At 55.4% G+C, this 21859-nt stretch carries 23 protein-coding genes; 9 read left to right on the forward strand and 14 right to left on the reverse strand.

The window, feature by feature from the left end; translation table 11 throughout:
- Nucleotides 1-2 precede the first annotated feature (2 nt).
- On the reverse strand, nucleotides 3-3821 hold the full coding sequence (gene tamB / locus F8R23_RS15505; protein WP_151415786.1) for an autotransporter assembly complex protein TamB: 3819 nt from the start codon (nucleotides 3819-3821) through the stop codon (nucleotides 3-5).
- Nucleotides 3818-5554, reverse strand: a complete 1737-nt coding sequence (gene tamA / locus F8R23_RS15510) for an autotransporter assembly complex protein TamA (protein WP_129935238.1) — start codon at nucleotides 5552-5554, stop codon at nucleotides 3818-3820. Before tamA ends, tamB begins: the two co-directional genes overlap by 4 nt.
- Nucleotides 5555-5841: 287 nt before the next feature.
- On the opposite strand from tamA, the gene msrA reads away from it, so the two are divergent.
- Together msrA and paeA are read left to right on the forward strand one after the other, a co-directional pair.
- The gene (gene msrA, locus F8R23_RS15515) at nucleotides 5842-6483 is read left to right on the forward strand and encodes a peptide-methionine (S)-S-oxide reductase MsrA (protein WP_165366339.1); all 642 of its coding nucleotides are present in this window, start codon (nucleotides 5842-5844) and stop codon (nucleotides 6481-6483) included.
- Between the two features lie 177 nt (nucleotides 6484-6660).
- Entirely contained in the window at nucleotides 6661-7992 is a 1332-nt protein-coding gene (gene paeA / locus F8R23_RS15520) for a polyamine export protein PaeA (protein ID WP_129935240.1), read from the forward strand.
- 82 nt (nucleotides 7993-8074) lie between these two features.
- Here paeA and F8R23_RS15525 read toward each other — a convergent pair whose 3' ends face one another.
- Nucleotides 8075-8281 (reverse strand): DUF1107 domain-containing protein, encoded by a 207-nt coding sequence (locus tag F8R23_RS15525; protein ID WP_012004917.1) that lies wholly within the window; start codon nucleotides 8279-8281, stop codon nucleotides 8075-8077.
- 326 nt (nucleotides 8282-8607) lie between these two features.
- Between F8R23_RS15525 and F8R23_RS15530 the strand changes: the two genes are divergently transcribed.
- The gene (locus tag F8R23_RS15530; RefSeq protein ID WP_151415787.1) at nucleotides 8608-9165 is read left to right on the forward strand and encodes a YtfJ family protein; all 558 of its coding nucleotides are present in this window, start codon (nucleotides 8608-8610) and stop codon (nucleotides 9163-9165) included.
- Nucleotide 9166: 1 nt separating this feature from the next.
- Here the strand turns inward: F8R23_RS15530 and cysQ are convergent, their stop codons facing one another.
- Nucleotides 9167-9907, reverse strand: coding sequence for a 3'(2'),5'-bisphosphate nucleotidase CysQ (gene cysQ, locus F8R23_RS15535; protein ID WP_085119618.1), 741 nt, complete (start codon nucleotides 9905-9907; stop codon nucleotides 9167-9169).
- Nucleotides 9908-10163: 256 nt separating this feature from the next.
- On the opposite strand from cysQ, the gene F8R23_RS15540 reads away from it, so the two are divergent.
- Complete coding sequence (locus F8R23_RS15540) at nucleotides 10164-12116, forward strand: bifunctional 2',3'-cyclic-nucleotide 2'-phosphodiesterase/3'-nucleotidase (protein ID WP_129935243.1); 1953 nt, start codon at nucleotides 10164-10166, stop codon at nucleotides 12114-12116.
- Between the two features lie 123 nt (nucleotides 12117-12239).
- Entirely contained in the window at nucleotides 12240-12905 is a 666-nt protein-coding gene (gene ytfE, locus F8R23_RS15545) for an iron-sulfur cluster repair protein YtfE (protein ID WP_151415788.1), read from the forward strand.
- 43 nt (nucleotides 12906-12948) lie between these two features.
- Here the strand turns inward: ytfE and bamJ are convergent, their stop codons facing one another.
- On the reverse strand, nucleotides 12949-13569 hold the full coding sequence (gene bamJ / locus F8R23_RS15550; RefSeq protein ID WP_020824922.1) for a BamJ family beta-barrel-assembly machinery protein: 621 nt from the start codon (nucleotides 13567-13569) through the stop codon (nucleotides 12949-12951).
- A 287-nt stretch (nucleotides 13570-13856) separates the two neighbouring features.
- On the opposite strand from bamJ, the gene F8R23_RS15555 reads away from it, so the two are divergent.
- Nucleotides 13857-14531, forward strand: a complete 675-nt coding sequence (locus F8R23_RS15555) for an OapA family protein (protein ID WP_112347903.1) — start codon at nucleotides 13857-13859, stop codon at nucleotides 14529-14531.
- Here the strand turns inward: F8R23_RS15555 and F8R23_RS15560 are convergent.
- From F8R23_RS15560 to rpsF, 5 genes are all read right to left on the reverse strand, one after another.
- Nucleotides 14528-14887, reverse strand: coding sequence for a DUF488 domain-containing protein (locus tag F8R23_RS15560; protein WP_129935247.1), 360 nt, complete (start codon nucleotides 14885-14887; stop codon nucleotides 14528-14530). The two genes, F8R23_RS15555 and F8R23_RS15560, sit on opposite strands and share 4 nt — an antisense overlap.
- Before the next feature lie 109 nt (nucleotides 14888-14996).
- Nucleotides 14997-15449 (reverse strand): 50S ribosomal protein L9, encoded by a 453-nt coding sequence (gene rplI, locus F8R23_RS15565; RefSeq protein WP_012004910.1) that lies wholly within the window; start codon nucleotides 15447-15449, stop codon nucleotides 14997-14999.
- Nucleotides 15450-15506: 57 nt separating this feature from the next.
- Nucleotides 15507-15716, reverse strand: coding sequence for a 30S ribosomal protein S18 (rpsR, locus tag F8R23_RS15570; RefSeq protein ID WP_151415789.1), 210 nt, complete (start codon nucleotides 15714-15716; stop codon nucleotides 15507-15509).
- A 4-nt stretch (nucleotides 15717-15720) separates the two neighbouring features.
- Entirely contained in the window at nucleotides 15721-16038 is a 318-nt protein-coding gene (gene priB / locus F8R23_RS15575; RefSeq protein WP_085119426.1) for a primosomal replication protein N, read from the reverse strand.
- Nucleotides 16039-16044: 6 nt separating this feature from the next.
- Nucleotides 16045-16443 carry a 30S ribosomal protein S6 gene (gene rpsF / locus F8R23_RS15580; RefSeq protein ID WP_006317459.1) on the reverse strand — a complete coding sequence of 133 codons (399 nt, stop codon included), beginning with the start codon at nucleotides 16441-16443 and terminating at the stop codon, nucleotides 16045-16047.
- Between the two features lie 457 nt (nucleotides 16444-16900).
- On the opposite strand from rpsF, the gene F8R23_RS15585 reads away from it, so the two are divergent.
- Entirely contained in the window at nucleotides 16901-17167 is a 267-nt protein-coding gene (locus tag F8R23_RS15585) for a YdgH/BhsA/McbA family protein (protein WP_112347901.1), read from the forward strand.
- Nucleotides 17168-17261: 94 nt separating this feature from the next.
- Here the strand turns inward: F8R23_RS15585 and yjfP are convergent, their stop codons facing one another.
- Nucleotides 17262-18014, reverse strand: a complete 753-nt coding sequence (gene yjfP, locus F8R23_RS15590) for an esterase (RefSeq protein ID WP_129935249.1) — start codon at nucleotides 18012-18014, stop codon at nucleotides 17262-17264.
- Nucleotides 18015-18141: 127 nt separating this feature from the next.
- Between yjfP and bsmA the strand changes: the two genes are divergently transcribed.
- Both bsmA and F8R23_RS15600 read left to right on the forward strand, forming a co-directional pair.
- Nucleotides 18142-18450 (forward strand): biofilm peroxide resistance protein BsmA, encoded by a 309-nt coding sequence (gene bsmA / locus F8R23_RS15595; RefSeq protein WP_129935251.1) that lies wholly within the window; start codon nucleotides 18142-18144, stop codon nucleotides 18448-18450.
- Nucleotides 18451-18572: 122 nt separating this feature from the next.
- Entirely contained in the window at nucleotides 18573-18848 is a 276-nt protein-coding gene (locus F8R23_RS15600) for a YdgH/BhsA/McbA family protein (RefSeq protein WP_129935253.1), read from the forward strand.
- Here F8R23_RS15600 and F8R23_RS15605 read toward each other — a convergent pair.
- The 3 genes from F8R23_RS15605 to rlmB form a co-directional block, all read right to left on the reverse strand.
- Nucleotides 18845-19243 (reverse strand): DUF350 domain-containing protein, encoded by a 399-nt coding sequence (locus tag F8R23_RS15605; protein ID WP_099064471.1) that lies wholly within the window; start codon nucleotides 19241-19243, stop codon nucleotides 18845-18847. The genes F8R23_RS15600 and F8R23_RS15605 overlap by 4 nt on opposite strands.
- 86 nt (nucleotides 19244-19329) lie before the next feature.
- Nucleotides 19330-20964, reverse strand: coding sequence for an isovaleryl-CoA dehydrogenase (locus tag F8R23_RS15610; RefSeq protein WP_129937987.1), 1635 nt, complete (start codon nucleotides 20962-20964; stop codon nucleotides 19330-19332).
- 129 nt (nucleotides 20965-21093) lie between these two features.
- Entirely contained in the window at nucleotides 21094-21825 is a 732-nt protein-coding gene (rlmB, locus tag F8R23_RS15615) for a 23S rRNA (guanosine(2251)-2'-O)-methyltransferase RlmB (RefSeq protein WP_085119414.1), read from the reverse strand.
- Nucleotides 21826-21859: the final 34 nt, after the last annotated feature.

The following is a 21859-nucleotide window of genomic DNA, read 5'->3' on the forward strand; positions in this document are numbered from 1 at the left end:
CGCTAAAACTCAAACTGATAGAGCAAATCTAATGCCTGGTCGAGACCAGACACCGCTTCAAGATACAATTTAGGCATCAGGCGGTAACGCAACGTCAGCGTGGCCAGCGAGTCGAAAATGCCCACCCCATATTTTACTTGTAAGCCTGGGAGAACATAACCACTCACGACAACCTGGGAACTGTCGCCAACCCCCTGAGTATCCAGGGCCAAATTACTTACGCCAAACGCCTCGCCGATTTTACCCACAAGTTGACCACTTTGTGCAACCCCCATCCCAATTAACATTGAGGTCATTGCGTTGCCATCAGCGCCGGAACTGCCCAATCCCTGTCCGCGCAGCAGATAGGACAACGCTTCCTGCTGGGATTTGGCCGGATCCGAGAACACTTCCAGCTTCGGTGCATCCGCCAACCCAGTGACCCGCACCCCAGCGGTGACGTCGTCTTCGGTAGAATCCGGATTACGGATCGCCTCAAGATTGAGCAACGGCTGATCCGGCGGCCCAGAGAACATCAACTGGCCCTTGCGAACGATCAAATCCTGACCATAAGCATGGAAGCGACCGGAAGGGATGTCAATCTGACCGTTCAAGCCCAGGCCATTCTTATCCTGCACCACTTTCAGATCGCCCTTCAAACGGGCCTTCAGGCCAAAGGCATCCAATCGCACATCGTTGCCAACGTGGATCATCAGGTTGCTGTTGATCGGGATCCCCGCCGTTTTCGGCTGTATCGGTTTAAGTTGGTCATCCAGCATCACTTCGTCGGAAGAGACGCCCACCGCACTTTCCGGCAGCTCTTGTACTGTAATGCGTGCCCATGGAATGTCGACAGAGCCATTGAGTGAGAACAACTGCGGCGTTGCTTCGAATATCAGATCCGGCGAAACATCGATACGGATCATCGGCGGCACCGTCACCCGCAATTTATCGCCCTTGGCGGCGATACGCGCACGCCAGGCGTTGATGTCGCGCCAGTCAGCGTCGCCGGACAGATTAAGCTGACCGTGGGTGGTGCTGACCAGACCTTCCAGCGTCGAGGTCATACCGTCAAAGTTCATCGCCAGACGACCTTCGGTCATGTCAAACGGCATCCAGTGACCGTCGATATCGACCTTGTCCAATGCCATACGACCATACACCAAAGGTTTCTGCGCGTTACCGCCCAGACGCAGGTTGGCATTCAGCATGCCCGCGGCTTTCTCCCCCTGCATCAGCGCCGGATTAATCATCGCCAGGGAAATATTGGTGATGTTGACGTTACCGCTGATATTGCGACGCACCTGTGGATCGACAACCTGTACGTTACCGTCAAACTGGCCATTATTGGTCAGCTTGATCAACCAGTCGGCCTGCGCACGGCCATTGGTCAGCCCGGCATTAAGATTCAGCTTGTCAAAGGCAATCGGCAGCGCATTACCCTGCACCTGCTGTACCACCTTCACCCCGTTGCCCACCAGCGAGACTTTTGCCTCCGGCAGCGCACCACCCGGTTTCCAGCTCACGTCCGCCCGTCCGGTGAACACGCCACTCAGCGCCGTTTCCGGACCGAGGAAAGGTTTAATCATCGCCAGATCAAAGCGGTTCAGCACCACGCTAGCCTGGCCGCTCTGGCCAGCCTCGATGGTTTTCGGCACGCAGAGTTCGGCATTCGGGTTCTGCCAGCAGTGTGGCCCAATGCTGATTTTCTGTGCGGTATTCAGGTAATCAAGCGCAATAGCGCGGGTTAACCGCCACTCCCCCACCGGGGTATCGAAGCGAGTATTGTTCAGGTTGCCACGCCAGCGTTGCTGTTGGCGGTCAAAACTGCCCTGCAGCGCCAACTGGCCGGAAACCGGCTTGCCATCAATTTTCAATTGCAGCTGATGCTGCTTCTCACTGCCTTTGGCATCCAAAGTCAGCAGGTTGATGTCCAACGCATCCTGTTTCAGTTGTTCGACGCGTACCGCCAGTTGCCCCTGGATCTGGTCGCTGGAGCGTACGTCACCGTCAATTTTCACCCGGTTGATATGCAGCGCCTGCCACTGCAGACCGGAAGCTGTCAAGTCAGCCAGCAACTGAGGCGCCTGCAGGTTACCGCGCAGTTTCAGCAAGCCTTTCGCCGTACCACCCAATCCTGGCAGTGCCCCGTCCAGACGCGGTGCGTCGATGTTCGCATCCAGGTTCCAACTCTTCTCGTCCAGTTGGCCTTTCACGTTCAGTTGGTTGCGTCCCAGGGTCAGATCGATACCCGGTATTTTCCACTGGCCGGCAGCATTGCCACTGAGCGTACCGCGCGCGGTGACCTTGTTTTGCTTCACATTACCGTCGAGCTGCAGCACCGGCACCTGTAATTGCCAACTGCCACCGTGCAGACTGCCGCGGGTGGTGATCTTGCCATCCAGCTTCGCCGGCCATTCCGGCCACTGTTTGGCGGTATTGATGCCGCTCAGCGTCAGTTGTGAATTCCAACTGATGGCCTTGCTCCAGTCCACCAGCGCGGTCAGATCGGTATTGCCCTGCAAGGCTGCCAAACGCAGGCGATCCATTTTGAACTGTTCAACGTTGCCTTTGCCGTCCAGCGTCAATACCGCCGGTGGCAAGTCCTGCCCTTTGATGTTGGCGCGGGTCGACAACGCATAGTCTGTTGCCTTGCCGTTAAAGCGCAGGCGGAAATCGTTGATCTGGTACTGCGATTCGCCGCTCAGCGGCCATTTCAGCTGTTTACTTTGCAGCGTCAGCGCCAGCGGTAAACCGACTTCGGCCAGTTGGGTTTGCAGATCAAGCTGCGCGCCGACCGGACCGGACAGGTTTAGTGCCACCTTAAGTTCTTCACGCAACCCACCGCCGATGTTCAGTTTGACCTTTTCGCCCTTAAGCGGATCGATGTTCAGTGTGCTATTCGCCACCATCTCCACCGGCCAGGTGCCCGTCAGCGTGGCCTGTCCCTGTGCCGACAGCGTGCCTTGTGGGGATTTGACGTCGAAATTGTCCAGCTGGATATGCTGATCCAGAGTACTGGCCTGCAGCAGCAGGCTGGTGATCAGCACGTCGGTATCACCGGTCAACCGCAGCTGTTCGCCGCTGATCTCCTTAACGGTGATATCCAGCGGCAGGCGAATGTCCGGCAGATCCGGCAGCAACGGCTTGGCAAACAGTTCTTTCAAGGTTTCGCCCAGCGGCTTCTCTTCAGGCTGAGGAGCCGGCTTCGCGCCCTGATTGGCTTTTTCCTCTACCTTTTTCGCCACCTCAACCACCGGTTGCACGGCCTCCGGCAGTGGGTTCTGCGGCGTTTTCGGCAGGGCTATCAACAAGCCGCTGATTTTGGTTGGCAGCAGGGTCAGCGCACGTTCCTGCCACTGCGCCCCCGTGCGGAATTCGCCAAGGGAAATTGCCGTGTCGTCTACGCTGACTTTGACGTTGTTCAACGCCAGCATTCGCAGGGTAATCGGGTATGGTGTACTCAGGTTAGTGGTTGGCTCGCTGTTTTCTGTCACCGGCGCGGACGGCGTCATCTCTTTGGTTTTCACCACCACGTCCACGTCCTGTGCGGTCAGAGCATTGACACACAGCGAACTGTTTTTAAAACAGGCCAGATCGAGCGACAGATGGAACTGTCCGGCATTCACCGTCACGCCCGGCATCTGGTATTTCACGCCTTTCAGCGTCAGGTCACGCCAGCCGCCAGTGACACTGGCAATATCCAGCCCCGGCACCCAGCGCGCCGCACTGTTGATAACCAAATGCAGACCACTGGTGGTCCCGAGCAGGTATGCAACGCCGCCGATCAACAACAGCAGGACAATCAGAAATCCGAGACAAATCTTTTTTATCAGGCTCATAGTTCAGGCCCCAAACCAATATAGAACTGCACCCCGTGGGTGTCTTTATCCCCAACCGGAGCCGCGATATCCAGTTTCACCGGACCAACCGGTGACTGCCAGCGCACGCCGAAACCGGCACCGGTCTTAAAGTCGCTCTGCTTGATATCGTTCACCGCCTCGCCGGAGTCGACAAACACCGCGCCCCACCATTTGCCGGTCACGTTGTATTGATACTCCAGCGAGCCGGTCAGCATTTTGGAGGCACCGGTCAGCTTGCCGTCATCATCACGGGGTGAAATGCCCTTGTACTTATAGCCACGGATACTGCGGTCACCACCGGCGAAGAATCGCAGATCCGGCGGTACCCTTTCAAAGTCGTTGGTTTCTATCCAGCCCACCTGCCCACGCGCGACAAAACGGTGCTTGTCGGCCAGCGTGCGGATCCAGACGTTCTGCGCCTGCATCAGCGCAAAGTCCACGTCGGAGCCCCAGGTGCTGTCGGACACATCGATAGAATAACGCTGGCTGTCACCCCAGGTTGGCATCAAACCGCCGCGCGAGCGGGTACGGTTAACGCTGACGCCCGGGTACAGCAGCATGGTGGTGTTGGTGACGTTACCCTGAGTAAAGTGGTCAAGACGCCAGGTCAGGTTCAACGCCCGTTGCCAGCCGCTGGAGAGATCCCAGTTACGGGAAACCACCGCTTTTGAGGTGACGGACTTGGTATCGTTGAGATCGACGTTCTTGAAGCCGCCCTGCAGCAGGTAGTACTGCTCCAGCGGGTTCTTCAATAACGGGATTTTATAGGTCAAATCGAGCTGCTGTTCCGGAGCCGAAATGCTGGCGCTGGTTTCCAGACTGTGGCCGCGGTCATTGAGCCACGGCTTTTTCCAGGTGCCTTTGATCCGGGGACCCACGTCGGTGGAATAGCCCACCCCGGTTTCGATGGTGTTGCGCGTGCGCGGTGACACCAACGCATCTAACGGCAAAATCTTGTTCTCTTTGGCATCTTGGAAATCAGGGGACACCACCACCGAGTTAAACCAGTTAGTGGCGGACAAACGGCGATTCAGCTCGGCCAGATCTTCCGAACTGTAATAATCCCCCTGATGAAAGGGCACCAGATTTTGCAGATAGTCTTCACGGATTTGCGAGCCGGTGAACTTCACCTGGCCGAAGCGGTAACGCTGCCCACTGTTGAAATCGATGTCCCAATAGGCCTTATGCAGATCCTCCGCCACGCCAAGCTGACTCTTGGTCATATCGGCATCGAAATAGCCTTTACGCAATGCCAGGCCGGTCAGCGAACCTTTAAAACTGTCGTATTTGCCGTGATTGAGGATCTCGCCTATCGTCGGCTTGCCTTTTTTGACTAACGCCAGATAGTCGTCATCGGTTTTCGCGCCGCCCTCCAGCACGATATTGGTGCCGGCAATTCTTACCGGCTCACCGGGGTTAACCTTGGCGTGCAGCACCGGACGAGCCAGCCCTGGCCGGTCATCCAGCGTAAAGTCGATGGTTGGCTGATAATAGCCAAGTGCTCTCAGCCCCTGACGGACGGCTTCATCCACACGTGCGCGAAAACGGCCATCCGTACTGACCTCCTCCGGCGTGATGGACGACAAACGCACCCGGACGTTTTTTTCCAATTCCCCACTAAGTCCTTCAACCTGCAGCCGCACATTCGCCGAATAGGCCGCAGGCGTGGCGAGCAGCGCGCACAAAAAGCACAGGGCACGGTATCGTGGCACGTGTTCTCCTTAATTTATTTTACTTTCCTGTAATAACACTCGCTCTGGGGCCAGGGCCTACTCCGCGCTATCAGGACGGCGGCCCTTTTCAGCATTTTTCCAGACGCTGCATGTTACGGTTTTACTGCCGCAGTGAACTGGCGCATTCTTATCTTTTGGCGCTCTAGATACTGCGTTAAGCTGATACATAATCTCAATATGTAGCTTATTGTGGGCAAAGTTGCGGTTAGATACAACTTAACTGCCGCCTCTTGGGCCAATTCTTACTGTGACAACAGGAGTCAACCGTGGTGCCATTTTTTGATAAAACACAAACTGTCGACCAGGCAAACGCATTACCTGGCCGCACCACTCCCATGCCGGTTGCCACGCTTAACGTGGTCACCGATCACTCAATGACCCAAGTGCCGGACGGCATGGCGGTGGCGATCTTCGCCATGGGGTGTTTCTGGGGAGTGGAACGCCTATTCTGGCAGCAGCAAGGGGTTTACAGCACCGCAGCAGGCTACAGCGGTGGCTATACGCCAAACCCGACTTACCGCGAAGTGTGCAGCGGCCAAACTGGCCACACGGAAGTGGTACGCGTGGTGTTCGACCCGAAAATCATCAGCTACAAACAGTTGCTGCAGGTATTCTGGGAGAACCACGACCCGGCGCAGGGTATGCGTCAGGGCGGTGACGTCGGCACCCAGTACCGTTCAGCGATTTATACGCTGTCACCAGAACAGCAGGCCGAAGCGGAAAACAGCCTGCAGCGTTTCCAGCAGGCGATGAACGAAGCCGGTGATAAACGCGCCATCACCACCGAAGTGGCTCCGGCACTGCCGTTCTACTATGCCGAAGACGACCACCAGCAGTATCTGTTCAAAAATCCGGAAGGGTACTGTGGCCTGGGCGGTATCGGTGTTTGTTTACCACCACAGGGCTAAAACACCGATTGACGGTAATTTTTTAACCGCTGGCGGCCCCTGTAGGGCTGCTGCTATACTGTGCGGGCCGCCTCTGCGGCCCGATAACCTTCCTTCTGGTTGTTATCGCTACTTTTTTTACAATGTACTACCCTTCCTCAAGAGCGCCGTCATCCCGTCGGTACGTATGGATAGATTATGTTAAACAGTATTTTACTGATTCTTTTTCTGATCGCAGTGAGTGCGTTTTTCTCACTGTCGGAAATTTCTCTGGCTGCGTCACGCAAGATTAAACTGAAACTGATGGCAGACGAAGGTAACGTCAATGCCGCCAAAGTCCTCAAACTGCAGGAAACGCCGGGGTTGTATTTTACCGTGGTGCAGATTGGCCTGAACGCCGTGGCAATTCTCGGCGGTATCGTTGGCGATGCAGCCTTTTCCCCCACTTTCCAACCGATTTTCGACCGTTTCCTGTCGCCTGAACTGGCAGAGCAGGCCAGCTTCATCTGTTCGTTCGTGCTGGTGACCAGCCTGTTTATTCTGTTCGCAGATTTGACCCCGAAGCGCATCGGTATGATTGCACCAGAGACGTTTGCCGTCCGGATCATCAACCCGATGCGTTTCTCGATCATGATTTTCCGGCCGCTGGTGTGGTTCTTCAACGGCATGGCAAACCTGATCTTCCGCCTGTTCAAACTGCCGATGGTGCGTAAGGACGACATCACCTCTGACGACATCTATGCGGTGGTGGAAGCCGGGGCTCTGGCAGGCGTGCTGCGTAAACAGGAACATGAGCTGATCGAAAACGTGTTCGAACTGGAATCACGTACCGTGCCTTCGTCGATGACCTCGCGTGAAAGCGTGGTTTACTTCGATCTGCGTGAGACCGAAGAAAGCATTATCCAAAAGGTCTCGACCCATCCGCACTCCAAGTTCCTGGTGTGTGACGGCAATATCGACCAGGTGGTCGGCTATGTGGATTCCAAAGACCTGCTGAACCGCGTGCTGGGCAATCAGAGCCTGGTACTGAGCAGCGGCGTGCAGATCCGTTCGGCGCTGATCGTGCCGGATACCCTGACGCTGTCCGAAGCGCTGGAAAGCTTTAAAACCGCCGGTGAAGACTTTGCGGTTATTCTCAATGAATATGCGTTGGTCGTGGGTATCATCACACTGAATGACGTGATGACCACGCTGATGGGCGATCTGGTAGGCCAGGGCCAGGAAGAGCAGATCGTGGCGCGTGATGAGAGCTCGTGGCTGATTGAGGGCGGTACACCGATAGACGATGTGATGCGTGTTCTGCACATTGATGAGTTCCCGCAGGCGGGCAACTACGAAACCATCGGCGGCTTTATGATGTACATGCTGCGCAAAATCCCGAAACGCACCGACTTCGTGAAGTATGCCGGCTACAAGTTTGAAGTGGTCGACATCGACAGCTACAAGATTGACCAGCTGTTGGTGACCCGATTGAGCGACAAGCCGGCATCGGTGCTGCCGAAGGCACCGGAAGAAAATCCCGTAGCCTGATCCCAAGCGATAAAAACGTCAGCGGCCCCAAACGGGGCCGCAATTATTTTAGCTTTTGCAGGGTACTTCAATAGCTCGTTCGTCAACCCATCTCGGTCTGCAACAACAACACCTGACGGTTAACCTCTGACATCACGCTGAAGTGACGCCGGTCGCGAATTTTCGGCAGCAGAATTTTCCCTTCGTCGAATTCGAACGCGCCTACATCTTTGATATACAGCCGGCCACGAAACAGGGTCTTTACGTACTTCGCCACTTTCAACGGATTATAACGCTGGAAGATTCTCATTCTATTACTCTCCTCCGTTTGGTCCATGCGCTCAGCTAGCCGCCAAGGTGGCAGCCTCTAAAGTAAGAACGCAACTTGATTGCCATGTAGTAGACCTAGTAAAGACCATATCGTTCACTTCCGCCCGGATATCTTCACTGGATTTACACTTTTTGACAGAATTGTATATGATAATATATAACTTTTTCAGTATATCCCTTCAAAATACAGGCATTACTCCCCAGAAGGAAAAACTGAGACCCGGCTAACAGGACAGACCTCCGATCACCACCTATGCTTTAGGCTGTCGGGTGCTGTCGGCACCGTTTCCCCTTCAAGGAGAAGGCATGAAAAAAAGTAACATGCTCATTGTATCCCTGCTGTTTGCCCCCCTTTTGGCCTCTGCGCACAACTTCCAGCTCCAGCAACGCATCGCGCCGGTCGGCGTCAGCGACAAGGGAGAGTTGAATTACGCTAATGCTAAGTTTAGCTATCAAAACTGGAATAGCGCGCAGCTCAGTGGGAAAGTGCGAGTCATCCAGCATATTGCCGGACGCAGTTCCGCCAAAGACATGAACGACTCACTGATAGAAGCAATTAAGAAAGCCAAGCTACCGCACGATCGTTACCAAACGACGACAATCGTGAACACCGACGATGCCCTGCTCGGCACCGCGATGTTTGTCCGCAGCAGCATTGAAGACAGCAAGAAAGAGTTCCCCTGGTCGCAGTTTGTGGTCGACAGCAACGGTAACGTGCGTAAAGCCTGGGATCTGCAGCCGAAGGGGTCAGCCATTGTAGTGCTGGATAAGCAAGGCAGGATCCAGTTCGCCAAAGACGGCGCGCTGACGCCGGAAGAGGTGCAGCAGGTAATGACCCAACTGCACCAGCTCCTGGCGAACTGATTTAGAACAGCGAGACCCGGAAGCCGGGGTTGAGGAAAGATTCACGCGGTGTATAGAGCAGCGGTCTGCCCTGCCAGTCGTGGATCTGCGCCCCGGCGGCCACCGCGACTGCGTGACCGGCAGCGGTATCCCATATATTGGTGGGCCCAAAACGCGGATAGAGCTGCGCTTTGCCCTCTGCCACCAGACAGAACTTCAGTGAGGAGCCGACAGAAACGGTCTGATGCTCCCCCAACTGTTTCAGGTAATCCTTCAGTTCTTCGTCACTGTGCGAACGGCTCACCACCACCAGCGGCGGATTGGCATTACTGACGCCAATCACCTGACGCTGGCCCTTTTCTTCTTTCCAGGCTTTACCGCGCTCTGCCAGATACAGTACGTCGATCGCCGGGGCATACACCACGCCCATCACCGCCTCACCGCCTTCTATCAGCGCGATATTTACCGTGAATTCGCCGTTACGATTAAGGAATTCCTTGGTGCCGTCCAGCGGATCGACCAACCAGTAGCGCGTCCAATTCTGCCGTACTTCCCAGGCCGGTGGATCTTCCTCCGACAGCAAGGGGATTTCCGGCGTTAGTGCCGCCAGGCCACGTTTGATTATGTGGTGCGCTGCCAGATCGGCCGCAGTCACCGGGGAGTCATCTTTTTTCTGTGCGACATCAAGCGGTTGTTCACCGTCATACACCGCCATGATTGCCGCGCCCGCCTCGCGGGACAGTTGGCAAATTTGCTCTAACATCATTCACCTCAGATAGGCAGTTCCGTGGGTCATTTCCCCTTTCTCATTGCTAGCAGCCTAGTTTTTTTTGCATGGAATATCCATCACAACGATTTAACCTGCGGTAATCGTTCAAGTCTTTGCCGTCACAACTGTGACATTTCCTGCGCTCCCTCGGCTAATTTTCTGCCACACTTCACAGTTTGGTGAGACGACCAATGTTAATTACATGTCCCTCTGCGATAAAACTCGAAAAATGGAATGGAGAAAGCCAACAATGATGAAGCGTCCGCTGACGTTGTCTGCCCTCGCGGTGCTGGTTTGCGCCTCGGCGCAGGCGGCAACGGTCGATCTGCGCGTGCTGGAAACCACTGACCTGCACAGCAACATGATGGACTTTGATTATTACAAGGATAAACCGACCGATAAATTCGGCCTGGTTCGCACCGCCAGCCTGATTGAACAGGCCCGCCAGCAGGCCGCCAATACGGTACTGGTGGACAACGGCGACATTATTCAGGGCAGCCCGCTCGGCGATTATATGGCGGCCAAGGGTCTGAAACCCGGTGATGTACACCCGGTATATAAAGCAATGAATACCCTGAACTATGTGGTCGGCAATATCGGTAACCATGAATTCAACTACGGGCTCGACTACCTGAAAAATGCCATTGCCGGTGCCAAATTCCCGTACATCAACGCCAACGTGATCGACGCCAAAACTCAGAAACCGCTGTTCACTCCTTACATTATCGTCGATACACCGGTAAAAGACCGTGACGGCAAAGAACATAGTTTACGCATCGGTTATATCGGCTTTGTACCGCCGCAAATCCTGGTGTGGGATAAAGCCAATCTGCAGGGCAAGGTCACCGTCAATGACATCACCGAAACGGCTAAACGCTACGTGCCGGAAATGCGCAAACAGGGCGCCGATCTGGTCGTCGCTATTCCACACTCCGGCCTGTCCAGCGAGCCCTATAAGGCCATGGCGGAAAACTCGGTGTACTACCTCAGCCAGGTGCCAGGCATCGATGCCATCATGTTCGGCCATGCTCACGCGGTATTCCCAAGCAAGGATTTCGCCAATATCAAAGGGGCTGACATCGCACAGGGTACGCTGAATGGCATACCGGCGGTGATGCCGGGCCAGTGGGGCGATCACCTCGGCGTGGTCGATCTGCAATTGAATAACGACAGCGGCACCTGGAAGGTCATGGCAGCCAAGGCGCAAGCACGACCGATTTACGACAAAGAGACCAAGAAATCGCTGGCAGCGGAAGACGCCAAACTGGTGAAAGTGTTGGCGGAAGATCATAAAGGCACGCGGGACTTCGTCAGCAAGCCAGTCGGCAAGGCTGACGACAACATGTACAGCTATCTGGCGCTGGTACAGGATGACCCGACGGTGCAAATCGTGAATAACGCGCAGAAAGCCTACGTCGAGCACTATATTCAGGGCGATCCGGATTTGGCCGACCTGCCGGTTCTGTCAGCCGCGGCACCGTTCAAGGTGGGCGGACGCAAGAACGATCCGGCCAGCTTTGTTGAAGTGGAAAAAGGTCAGCTCACCTTCCGTAATGCGTCCGATCTCTACCTTTACCCCAATACGCTGGTGGTGGTGAAGGCCAGTGGCAAAGAGGTGAAAGAATGGCTGGAGTGTTCCGCCGGGCAGTTCAACCAGATCGACGTTAACAGCAGCAAACCCCAGGGCCTGATCAACTGGGACGGTTTCCGCACCTATAACTTCGATGTGATTGACGGGGTTAATTATCAGGTCGACGTCAGCCAGCCGGCGCGTTACGACGGCGAATGCCAGTTGATCAACGACAAGGCAGAGCGCATTAAGGATCTGACGTTCAAAGGCAAACCGATCGATCCGAAAGCCACCTTCCTGGTTGCCACCAATAACTACCGCGCCTACGGCGGCAAGTTTGCAGGAACCGGCGATCAGCACATCGCCTTCGCCTCACCGGATGAGAACCGTTCGGTACTGGCGGCTTATATCAGCGCTGAAACCCAACGGCACGGCGCGGTACGGCCACAGGTGGATAACAACTGGCGCCTGGCGACGTTCAGCAGTTCGCAGCCACTGGATATCCGCTTCGAAACCTCACCGAGTGACAAAGCCACTGCGTTTATCAAAGCGCACGCCCAATACCCGATGAAAGCCGAAGGGACAGACAGCGTAGGTTTTGCGGTTTATCAGATTGATTTGAGCCGTAAATAAATAAGCAGTAGGCCGAGGGAGTCTACCTTCCCTTGGCCATCTACCCCTTTTACTCTCTGGCGCGACCTTTAAATTGCATTTATAATACATGTTATGAATTCTTTCATTTAAAGAGGCACTCCCATGGATTACCGTAACCAATCCCTTGGCGCTCTCGCCATCGCCATTCCCCGTGCATCGCGCCTGTTCCGCCTGAACGATTTGGATTTCTGCTGTGGGGGCAAACAAACGCTGCAACACGCCGCCGAGCGTAAAGGACTGGATATCGAGCAGCTAGAGAACCAGCTGGCTACCCTCGCCGCCGAACCGGAACCAAGCCATGATTGGCGCACGGCGCCCCTCGGCGACGTGATTGACTATATCCTGCCACGCTTCCATCAGCGGCACCGCGAACAACTGGCCGAGTTGGTGCTGATGGCGGAAAAAGTCGAACGGGTTCACGCAGACAAGCCCACCTGTCCACGCGGTCTGGCTAAACAGCTGAACCTGATCCGGCTGGATCTGGAAAATCATATGATGAAAGAAGAACAGATCCTGTTCCCGATGATCAGACAGGGGATGGGACGCCAGGCGTCTGGGCCGATCTCGGTAATGGAACATGAGCATGACGAAGCGGGCGAGCAGTTAGAAGTGGTGAAATTCCTCACCAATAACGTGACGCCACCGGAAGGAGCCTGCAATACCTGGCAGGCGCTGTATGGCGGTATAGACGAGTTCATCGATGATCTGATGGAACACATCAATCTGGAAAATAACCTGCTGTTCCCTCGCGCGCTAAACAGCGCATAAAACAAGGGCGCCACCAAGGCGCCCAGAGAAACCTGTTATAGGATTACAGGATTTCCAGCAGTTCTACGTCAAACACCAACGCGCTGAATGGCGGGATGGATGCGCCTGCACCACGCTCGCCGTAGGCCAGGTCATGTGGGATATACAACTGCCATTTGGAACCAACCGGCATCAGGGTCAGTGCTTCGATCCAGCCTGGGATCACGCCACTAACCGGGAACTCAGCCGGTTGGCCACGCTCTACAGAGCTGTCGAACACGTCGCCGTTAATCAGACGACCGGTGTAATGCACACGCACGCGATCCTGACGGGACGGGATTGGGCCATTGCCCTGCTCCAGCACGGAGAACTGCAGACCGGATTCGGTCAGCGTCACTTCGTCACGCTTGGCGTTATCTTCCAGGAACTTCTGACCTTCAACGGCCATTGCCTGCTGACGCTCACGACGCACGGCATCCGCACGTTCGTGGATTTCACGCAGGGCACGGTGAACCACGTCTACCGGAACCGCCGGGGCATTCCCTTCCAGCGCGTCACGCAAACCTGCCAGCAAAGCTTCCGGTTGTAAACCTTCCAGACCGGACTCTTGCAACTGCTGGCCGACCTGTAAACCAATCCCGTAACTCGCTTGCGCTTCAACGCTGTCAAAAGAAGGGGTTGTCATGGGGTTTTCCTTTAGTCTGTAAAAAGTCGAAAGCGCAGCATAACAGCGCCGCAAAGCCGGGTAAAATCTTGTGTGGAGAATGATGACTTTTGTCGTAGAAAAAGAAACAATAACCTTCTGTTAACGCCCGCTCCCGCGATCCCAGGCGAATCGCCTGCCGCAACAGGCATGAGTTTGCTGCTGCCTTTCACTTCAATCAGTTAGCGGGCTATACTGGAAGCAGGGCATCGGGCCGTCGGTACAGCCTTTTGTACTCTGATATTTTACGCCGTTGAAGAGAGGTCACCATGGGCAGAATCTCGCCCAGGAGAAGGAAAACCACCCGTGTCTACCAGCCATTGCTGCGCACCTGGCTGAACTTCAGCCAGCGCCTGAAACCAGGCTCCGCGCCAGAGGCGGTAGAAGATCCGGAATCAGAACAACCACCGGAAAAAGGTAAGGGACAGAATATCAAAGCGTTACTGCTGAAGATCTGGCACCTGCCGGACGGTTTTGGTTGGATGGAACCATTACCCTATTTTCACCGCCGCTGGACCCTGATTTTCGGCATCATCCTGCTGCTGGCGCTGCTGTGGCCATATTCTTCGGAAAACAGCGGGCAGCCCTTCCCGGTCACCCAACAGGATAACAGCGTCCCATTGCGGGCCGATTTGCAAAATGACGCTCAGCAACAGCACGCCCCAGAGGCGGAACCGGCGGGTAACTGGCAACGCTACCAGATCCAGCCGGGCCAGACGCTGGCGCAGTTGTTCCGCGACAATAGCCTGCCGGTGAACGAAGTGTTCGCCATGGCGCAGGTGGAAGGCAACGACAAGCCACTCAGCAATATGAAGGCCGGCCAGGAAGTGCGTATCGAACGGGATACCAACGGTGTTATCACCGCCCTTTCGGTCACTACAGCAGATAATAGCCAGGTGCTATTCCGCCGCCAGGCTGACGGCAGCTATCGCCGCGAGCGTTAATTCGCTAACTGCGCCAACAGAAAGTCGCGCAGCACGACGCCCTGGTTGTGCTGTGTGTCTTTACTGCCATAAAGCAAGGTCACGGGTTGCCCTTGCCGTAATAACGCCACCAGCGGCTGCCAGGCGTCATTTTCCGCCAGTTGCCGTCGGTAGCGGCTTTCAAACTCTTCCCACTGCTCGATATGCTGATGAAACCACTGCCGCAGTGCATTATCCGGCGCGACCTGCTTTAGCCACTGTACGCCCTGCAACCGTTCCTTACTGACGCCTCGCGGCCACAGTCGATCAATCAGATAGCAGTTCTCCGGCGCCGGGCCGGTAAAGTCATACACACGCTGTAGGTTAATCTCTGCCATTTGCCGCTGCTCCTCACCCAGGGTGATAACAGGGTAACGCGTTTTGCCGGACGCAGAAAAGCAAAACGCCAGCACAAGGCTGGCGTTTTAACTTGGTGAGCAGCAGCAATTAAGCTTCTGCTACCACAACTACATTCAGCTGTGCGAATACGTCGCTGTGTACCTGGAACTGAACTTCGTGTTCACCAGTGGTACGCAGAACGCCATTCGGCAGACGAACTTCGCTCTTGGCAACTTCAACGCCAGCCGCAGTAACTGCGTCAGCGATGTCGCGGGTGCCGATAGAGCCGAACAGTTTACCTTCGTCGCCTGATTTAGACGCGATGGTGACTGAACCCAGTTCGTTGATCTTGGTTGCGCGAGCTTCAGCAGCAGTCAGAATTTCAGCCAGTTTGGCTTCCAGTTCTGCACGGCGTACTTCGAAGAACTCTACGTTTTTCTTGGTAGCAGGAACAGCTTTGCCCTGTGGTACCAGGAAGTTACGGGCGTAGCCCGCTTTAACGTTAACTTGATCACCCAGGCTGCCCAGGTTTGCTACTTTATCAAGCAGAATAACTTGCATTACCTTATCCTCTTAAAGTCGTTAATAGACGGCGGCCGATTACTGATGACGATCAGTTTATGGCAGCAGGGACAGGTAGCGAGCACGCTTGATGCAGCGAGCCAGCTGACGCTGGTATTTTGCACGAGTACCGGTAATACGGCTCGGGACAATTTTACCGCTTTCGGTAATGTAGTTTTTCAGCGTTGCGATATCTTTGTAATCGATCTCAACAACGCCTTCCGCTGTGAAACGGCAGAACTTGCGACGACGGAAATAACGTGCCATTAGGCTAGTCTCCAGAATCTATCAATTCAATCTGCTCGGCATGCAACACCGTCTTGTTCAGTCCATTGCGCCCTTGATGGCTGCTAATGAAACCTGAAACGGTGAGAGGCGTACCGACCGTTATACTTTGAGTAATGGCCTGATGGGCTTTGCCGCTGATAATCACCGGCATACGACACCAGGCTTGCCGGGTAAAACCGGCTTCCACTTGCACTGAACGGTGCTCAAGCACGAACTGGCAATGTGGAATACCTGACGGGCTCACTTTACGCGTCGGCGTCTTGCACACAGTGCCAGACAACGTCAGCCGATTAGCCGTCACGGTAAATTACTCTTCAGAATCCCCAGCATCTGCATCATCTGCGGTTTCGTTAGCGAAGTCTTCGCGGCGATCGCCACGACGTTCGTCTTTCGCTTTAACCATCGGAGATGCTTCAGTTACCGCGTGCTTAACGCGCATAACCATGCTGCGGATAACGGCGTCGTTGAAGCGGAAGTTTGTTTCCAGCTCATCGATCGCTTCCTGCGGAGCTTCAACGTTCAGCAGAACGTAGTGAGCTTTGTGCAGTTTGTTGATCGGGTAAGCCAGTTGACGGCGGCCCCAGTCTTCCAGACGGTGAATCTGACCAGCAGCGTTAGTGATGGTAGCACTGTAACGCTCGATCATGCCCGGAACCTGTTCGCTTTGGTCAGGGTGGACCATAAAAACGATTTCGTAATGACGCATCGAATTGCTCCTTACGGATTATTCAGCCTCCTGTCAGGGTCAACCGCGGCCCATGGAAGCAAGGAACGTGTATGTGTGTGCGGCTGAAAAAATGACGCGTAATCATACTTGCGCAGGCTGAAAAACTCAAGGGTCGAAGGAGGCTTATTATCGGCAATGCGATGCGGACGCATAAATAGCACGATTTGCTGTCGGTAAAACCTATGTACACAAATCCATCAGTTCAAAAAATCTCTCAATAAAATCATCACTGCCGTGTGAACTTCATTCATTTTTTTTGAAAGAGGTTGTCAAAATGACGGCCTATTTAATCCGGCGGTAAGGTCTAAAATGGTAGTTATCCGCCGCAGACAGCGCGACGAAAAAGATTTTAGGTTATTCAATACATGCAAATAACTTTTTGCTGCACTGGCATCGGCTGTCAGGCCGTTGAAGCAATCAGTTAAGAGAGGCAATTATGAAAAGTATTACCATCGCTACCGCCATTGCTTTGCTGTTTTCCGCCAACGTCATGGCCGCGACCGAGATCACTTCCCATCAGGCTGACCAACGTCAGAGCGTAGGATTCGTCACGCTGAACCAAAATGTGGTCTCCCCGGATGACGCCACCAGCCAGGTGAGCAAGATAGCCGATCAGCGCGGCGCCACTGCCTATCGGATCATTGCCCTGCATGAGCCTGAAAACAACAGCACCATCCACGTCAGCGCCGAGCTGTATCGCTAAGTGAAAATGCAGTACCAGGGAAGCAAGTCGTGCCCAAAACAGCCAATTAAAATACGCAAGTCACCATCAGCCCCCTGCATGCAGGGGGCTTTTTTTACAGCGTTCTCGCGAAGAAATCAGCGGTGGCACTGAGCGCCTGCGGCGTAATGCGATGCTTGACCCCCGGCTCGGTGAGCAACGTCAATTGCCGGTCCCAGCCGCTCTGGCGCAGTTCAGTCGCCAACCGCAGGCTTTCTGCCGCCGGTACCAGATCGTCCGCCTCACCGTGCCACAGCAACAGTGGGCGGTCGGCAATTTTTGCCAACTGGTGCTCCAGACCGTAATCCGCCAGCACGGCAATGCGCGCGTCAAAGCCGCTGGGCGACAAAGGCTCCCCCTGCTCATCCAGCGGCGGGAACAGCGTTTGCGCCAGAGAGGTGTAATAACCTGCCCCCATCAGACTGGCAGCAGCCCTCACCCACGGATAACGGGCAAAGCTGCCCAGCGTCGTCATCCCGCCCATTGATGCCCCAGCCACGCCAATACGCCCTCCTGCAACCAGACCGCGCTGCTCAAAATGCGCCTTCAGTGCCGGTAACTCGTCAATATTGCGTCGGAGGATCTCCCAAAATCTGGCCAGTCGCTTCGGTTCATCACCATCAAAACGCTCGCCGTGCAGATCGGCATCTGGCAGTACTACGCGAAACCCGACCTTGGCTAAGGCATAGGCAAAGTAGGCATAGACTTCTTTCGACGAGGTATAGCCATGGTAGAAAAATACCGTCGGCAGCGGTTGATGATACTGTCCCGCGGGCAGCGCGTGGATCACCGCAATGTCTCCCACTCGCTCGTCATAGATTTCAATCATCCGTTTTCCCTCTGCGTTTCTATTGGCCTTCATAATGGCAAACTTGCGCTAAAAAGCATTAGCTCAATCTGTTCCAATTTATAATGGGTTACACTGAAATCATGCTATCCGCTATACCGAGGTGCCTATGAAACCGTCCCGCCTGTTACTGCCCCTGACGCTGGTCACGCTGCTTAGTGCCTGTGGCATGATGACCACTACGCCAAAAGCCCCGCCGGCACCCACCGGGCAAGCGCAAGAGATCACCCGGGCGCAAACCGGCAGTCTGGTGAAAATGGGCACCACCAGCGCGCTGGTCCGCGGTAGTCCAATGGATGTAGAGGCGGAAATTCAGAAGAAAGCCAACGCCAGCGGTGCACGCTATTACATGATCATGATGAACAGTGAAACCGTGGTTCCCGGCCAATGGTATTCGCAAGCGATCCTGTACCGGTAAACGCTGGAGTTTTAAAAAGATTTACATTGGCTTTGCACAGACTGAAGTTGGCTGTTGCACACTGGCGGTCAGCGCGCCGCAGCCTGCGGGCGTGGATCCAAGATCCGACCAAGGGGAACGCCATGACACGCTCCGCCGCACTCACCGCCCTCCTGCTTTCAATGGGGTTACTCAGCGCCAGCGCCCAATCTGCTGAATTGGCGCCCGCAGACCGCGTTACGCCGCTTAGCGAAATTGCGGAAATCACCCTGAATAATCTGTCCGGCTCGCCTCAGGATGTCGAACAATTGATTGCCCGCAAGGCTGATGAGCATGGCGCGAGCTATTACCGGATCCTGCGGCTGGAAGAACAGGCGCATCAGCCAGGCTGGTGCGCCTCGGCAATACTCTATCTTTAGTAGGTCATACAGGCCGCATTCAACACGCCGCCACTGATCGATACGCCCCCCAGGAAAATCCCGGCAGCTACGTGATTAGCTTCAATCTTGTCACTGATACGCGGCATGTAGATTTTCACCGCCGCAAACAGCAGCAGCTGTACCACCAATGCCACCACGCCCCATAACAGGTAGTCCAGCAGGCTGACTGAGTTGATCGCCGCACTGGCCAGCGGGATCACATAACCCAGGCAGGCACCGACAAAACCAAAGGCGGCTGACTGATTGTCGGCCTTGATCAACGCCCATTCGTCATGCGGCGTAATGCGGGTATAGACAAACAAAAACACCAGAACCATGGCAAAGCCACTGAAGAAATAAGAGGCGAATGCCGCCAACGCGCTGAGAATATCCATGTCATTTTCCTGGTCAGAGGTCAGTATCCCTTACGGGCCAAGTGCTGAATTAAAAAGCTTTTCCCGCTGTAGCGCCACTGTTTTCCCTAGCCTCCCATCGCTCGGGCGAACAGCGTCTCGCACAGTCGGTCTGGTAATGCTCGTTCACCGCGGGCATCAAGCATCATTTGGCACCAGGCTTCCGCCAACGGCGGTGAACTGTAACGCAGAAGCTGTGCCGCGGCGAACAGATTGAATAACGCGCCGGTAACCGTCCGGCCCTGCTCTTCCTGGGGTTTGCGCATCAACTGGAGCAGACGTCGCCATTGGTGATCAAAGTGGCGGTTCTGTCCCCTGACCTCGCCAAACTCAAGCTCCAGCGCCTCCTGCACCACCGGCAACTTTCCCCAGGCCCGCATCACGTCCAGACACATAATATTGCCGGAACCTTCCCAGATACTGTTCACCGGCATTTCACGGTACAGCCGCGGCAGTTCACTCTCTTCACAGTAGCCAATACCACCCAGCGCCTCCATCGCTTCACCGATAAAAGGGATGCCCTGTCGGCAGACTTCAAACTTCGCCGCCGGGGTCATCACCCGACACAGCGCCTGTTCCAAAGGGGCTCCGACGCCGATGCTGTCATAGGCTCGCGCCAGGCGCATCAGGGCCGCCGTTTGCCCCTCCAGCCGCAGCGCCATCCGTGCCAACACCTGACGCATCATCGGTTGTTCGATCAAGGGTTTGCCGAACGCCTGCCGCTGCAGAGCGTGGTATAACGCCACCGATAGCCCGCGCCGCATCAAACCCTGGCTGCCCAACGCACAGTCAAAGCGCGTCAGACCGCCCATTTTCAGGATATGCCGCACGCCATCTCCTTCCTCGCCCACCAGCCAGGCGCTGGCATCCTGAAACTCCACCTCACCGCTGGCATTGGAACGATTACCCAGTTTATCCTTCAACCGCTCCAGCCGTATGGCGTTGCGCGTGCCGTCCGGCAAAATACGCGGCAGAAAGAAGCAGGACAAACCGCCATCGGCCTGCGCCAGCACCAGATGCGCATCGCTTTGCGGCACCGAGAAGAACCATTTATGCCCCACCAGTCGGTAAGCCTCCCCCGGGCCGCGGGCCGCTAACGGGCTGGCGGTGGTGGTATTGCTCAATACGTCGGAACCGCCCTGTTTTTCAGTCATCCCCATGCCAATCAACAAACCGCGCTTTTGCCCACCGGGCAACAAATGCGCATCATAACGGTCGGAAAGCAGCGGCGTCAGCCAAGATTGGAATTCTGCAGGTAATGAGCGCTGCAGCAGTGGAATAGCGCCAAAAGTCATGGTCACTGGACACAGGGTGCCGGCTTCGACCTGGGCATGCAGTACAAAGCGCGCAGCGCGTGCCACAAACGAACCAATGCGGGCATCCTCCTGCCACGGCAGGTTATGCACCCGGTTGGCAATCAGGCCCTGCATCAGGATATGCCAGGCGGGATGGAAACGGACATCGTCCAACCGCTGGCCGGTGGCATCATAGCGCAGCAGCTCCGGCGGATTGGCATTGGCCAGTCGCCCCAGCTCCAGTGACTCCTGGGTGCCCAACTGTTGGCCCAGTGAGGCCAGCACCTCGACATCCCAACCGGCTTGTTCGCGCTGTACCGCTTCATGCAGCGGCGTATCGGACAGGAACAAATTACTGTTCCCCAGTGGCTTCGGCTGATTAAAAACGGTGTGTGTATTCCAGACCATGGGCTTGCTCCCTGATAAAAGCGTCAGGAGTAATTATGGTCGTCAGGGGGATTTCTGCCGCAGGTAAGATCACAGGGTGGGAATTGAGAAAGTAATAAGGGCGCAAAATTCTGCGCCCTTACCGGTAAATCAGCTGCGCTGACGCACCGCTTCAAACAGACAGATGCCGGTGGCGACTGAAACGTTCAGTGAAGATACCGTGCCTGCCATCGGGATGCTGATCAACTCATCGCAGTGCTCGCGAGTCAGGCGACGCATGCCTTCGCCTTCCGCGCCCATCACCAGCGCCATTGGGCCAGTCATTTTGCTCTGGAACAAGGTGTGGTCCGCTTCGCCGGCAGTACCGACGACCCAGACGTTCATTTCCTGCAGCAAACGCAGGGTTCGCGCCAGGTTGGTCACGCGAATCAACGGAACGTTTTCCGCCGCGCCGCAGGCCACTTTTTTGGCCGTGGCATTCAACTGGGCAGAACGATCGCGCGGAACAATGACCGCGTGTACACCGGCCGCATCGGCGCTGCGAAGACAGGCCCCGAGGTTATGCGGGTCGGTCACGCCATCCAGCACCAGCAGGAACGGCGTATCCACGCTTTCAAGCAACTTCGGCAAGTCATTTTCCTGATACTGACGCCCTTCGCGCACCCGGGCGATAATGCCCTGATGCACCGCGCCCTCGACTTTCTCATCCAGCCACTGGCGGTTTGCCACCTGGATCACAATGCCGGTCGCTTCCAGCTCGGCAATCAACGGCTGCAAGCGGCGATCGTCACGCCCTTTGAGGATAAACACTTCCAGGAAGCGTTGCGGATCGTTGTCTAACAGGGCCTTGACGGCATGAATACCGTAAATAATTTCGCTCATGATGCTCTTTTAACTGTGCGGCTGGCGTATGCCA

The organism is Serratia proteamaculans, from assembly GCF_008830365.1.
GTDB lineage: Bacteria > Pseudomonadota > Gammaproteobacteria > Enterobacterales > Enterobacteriaceae > Serratia > Serratia proteamaculans.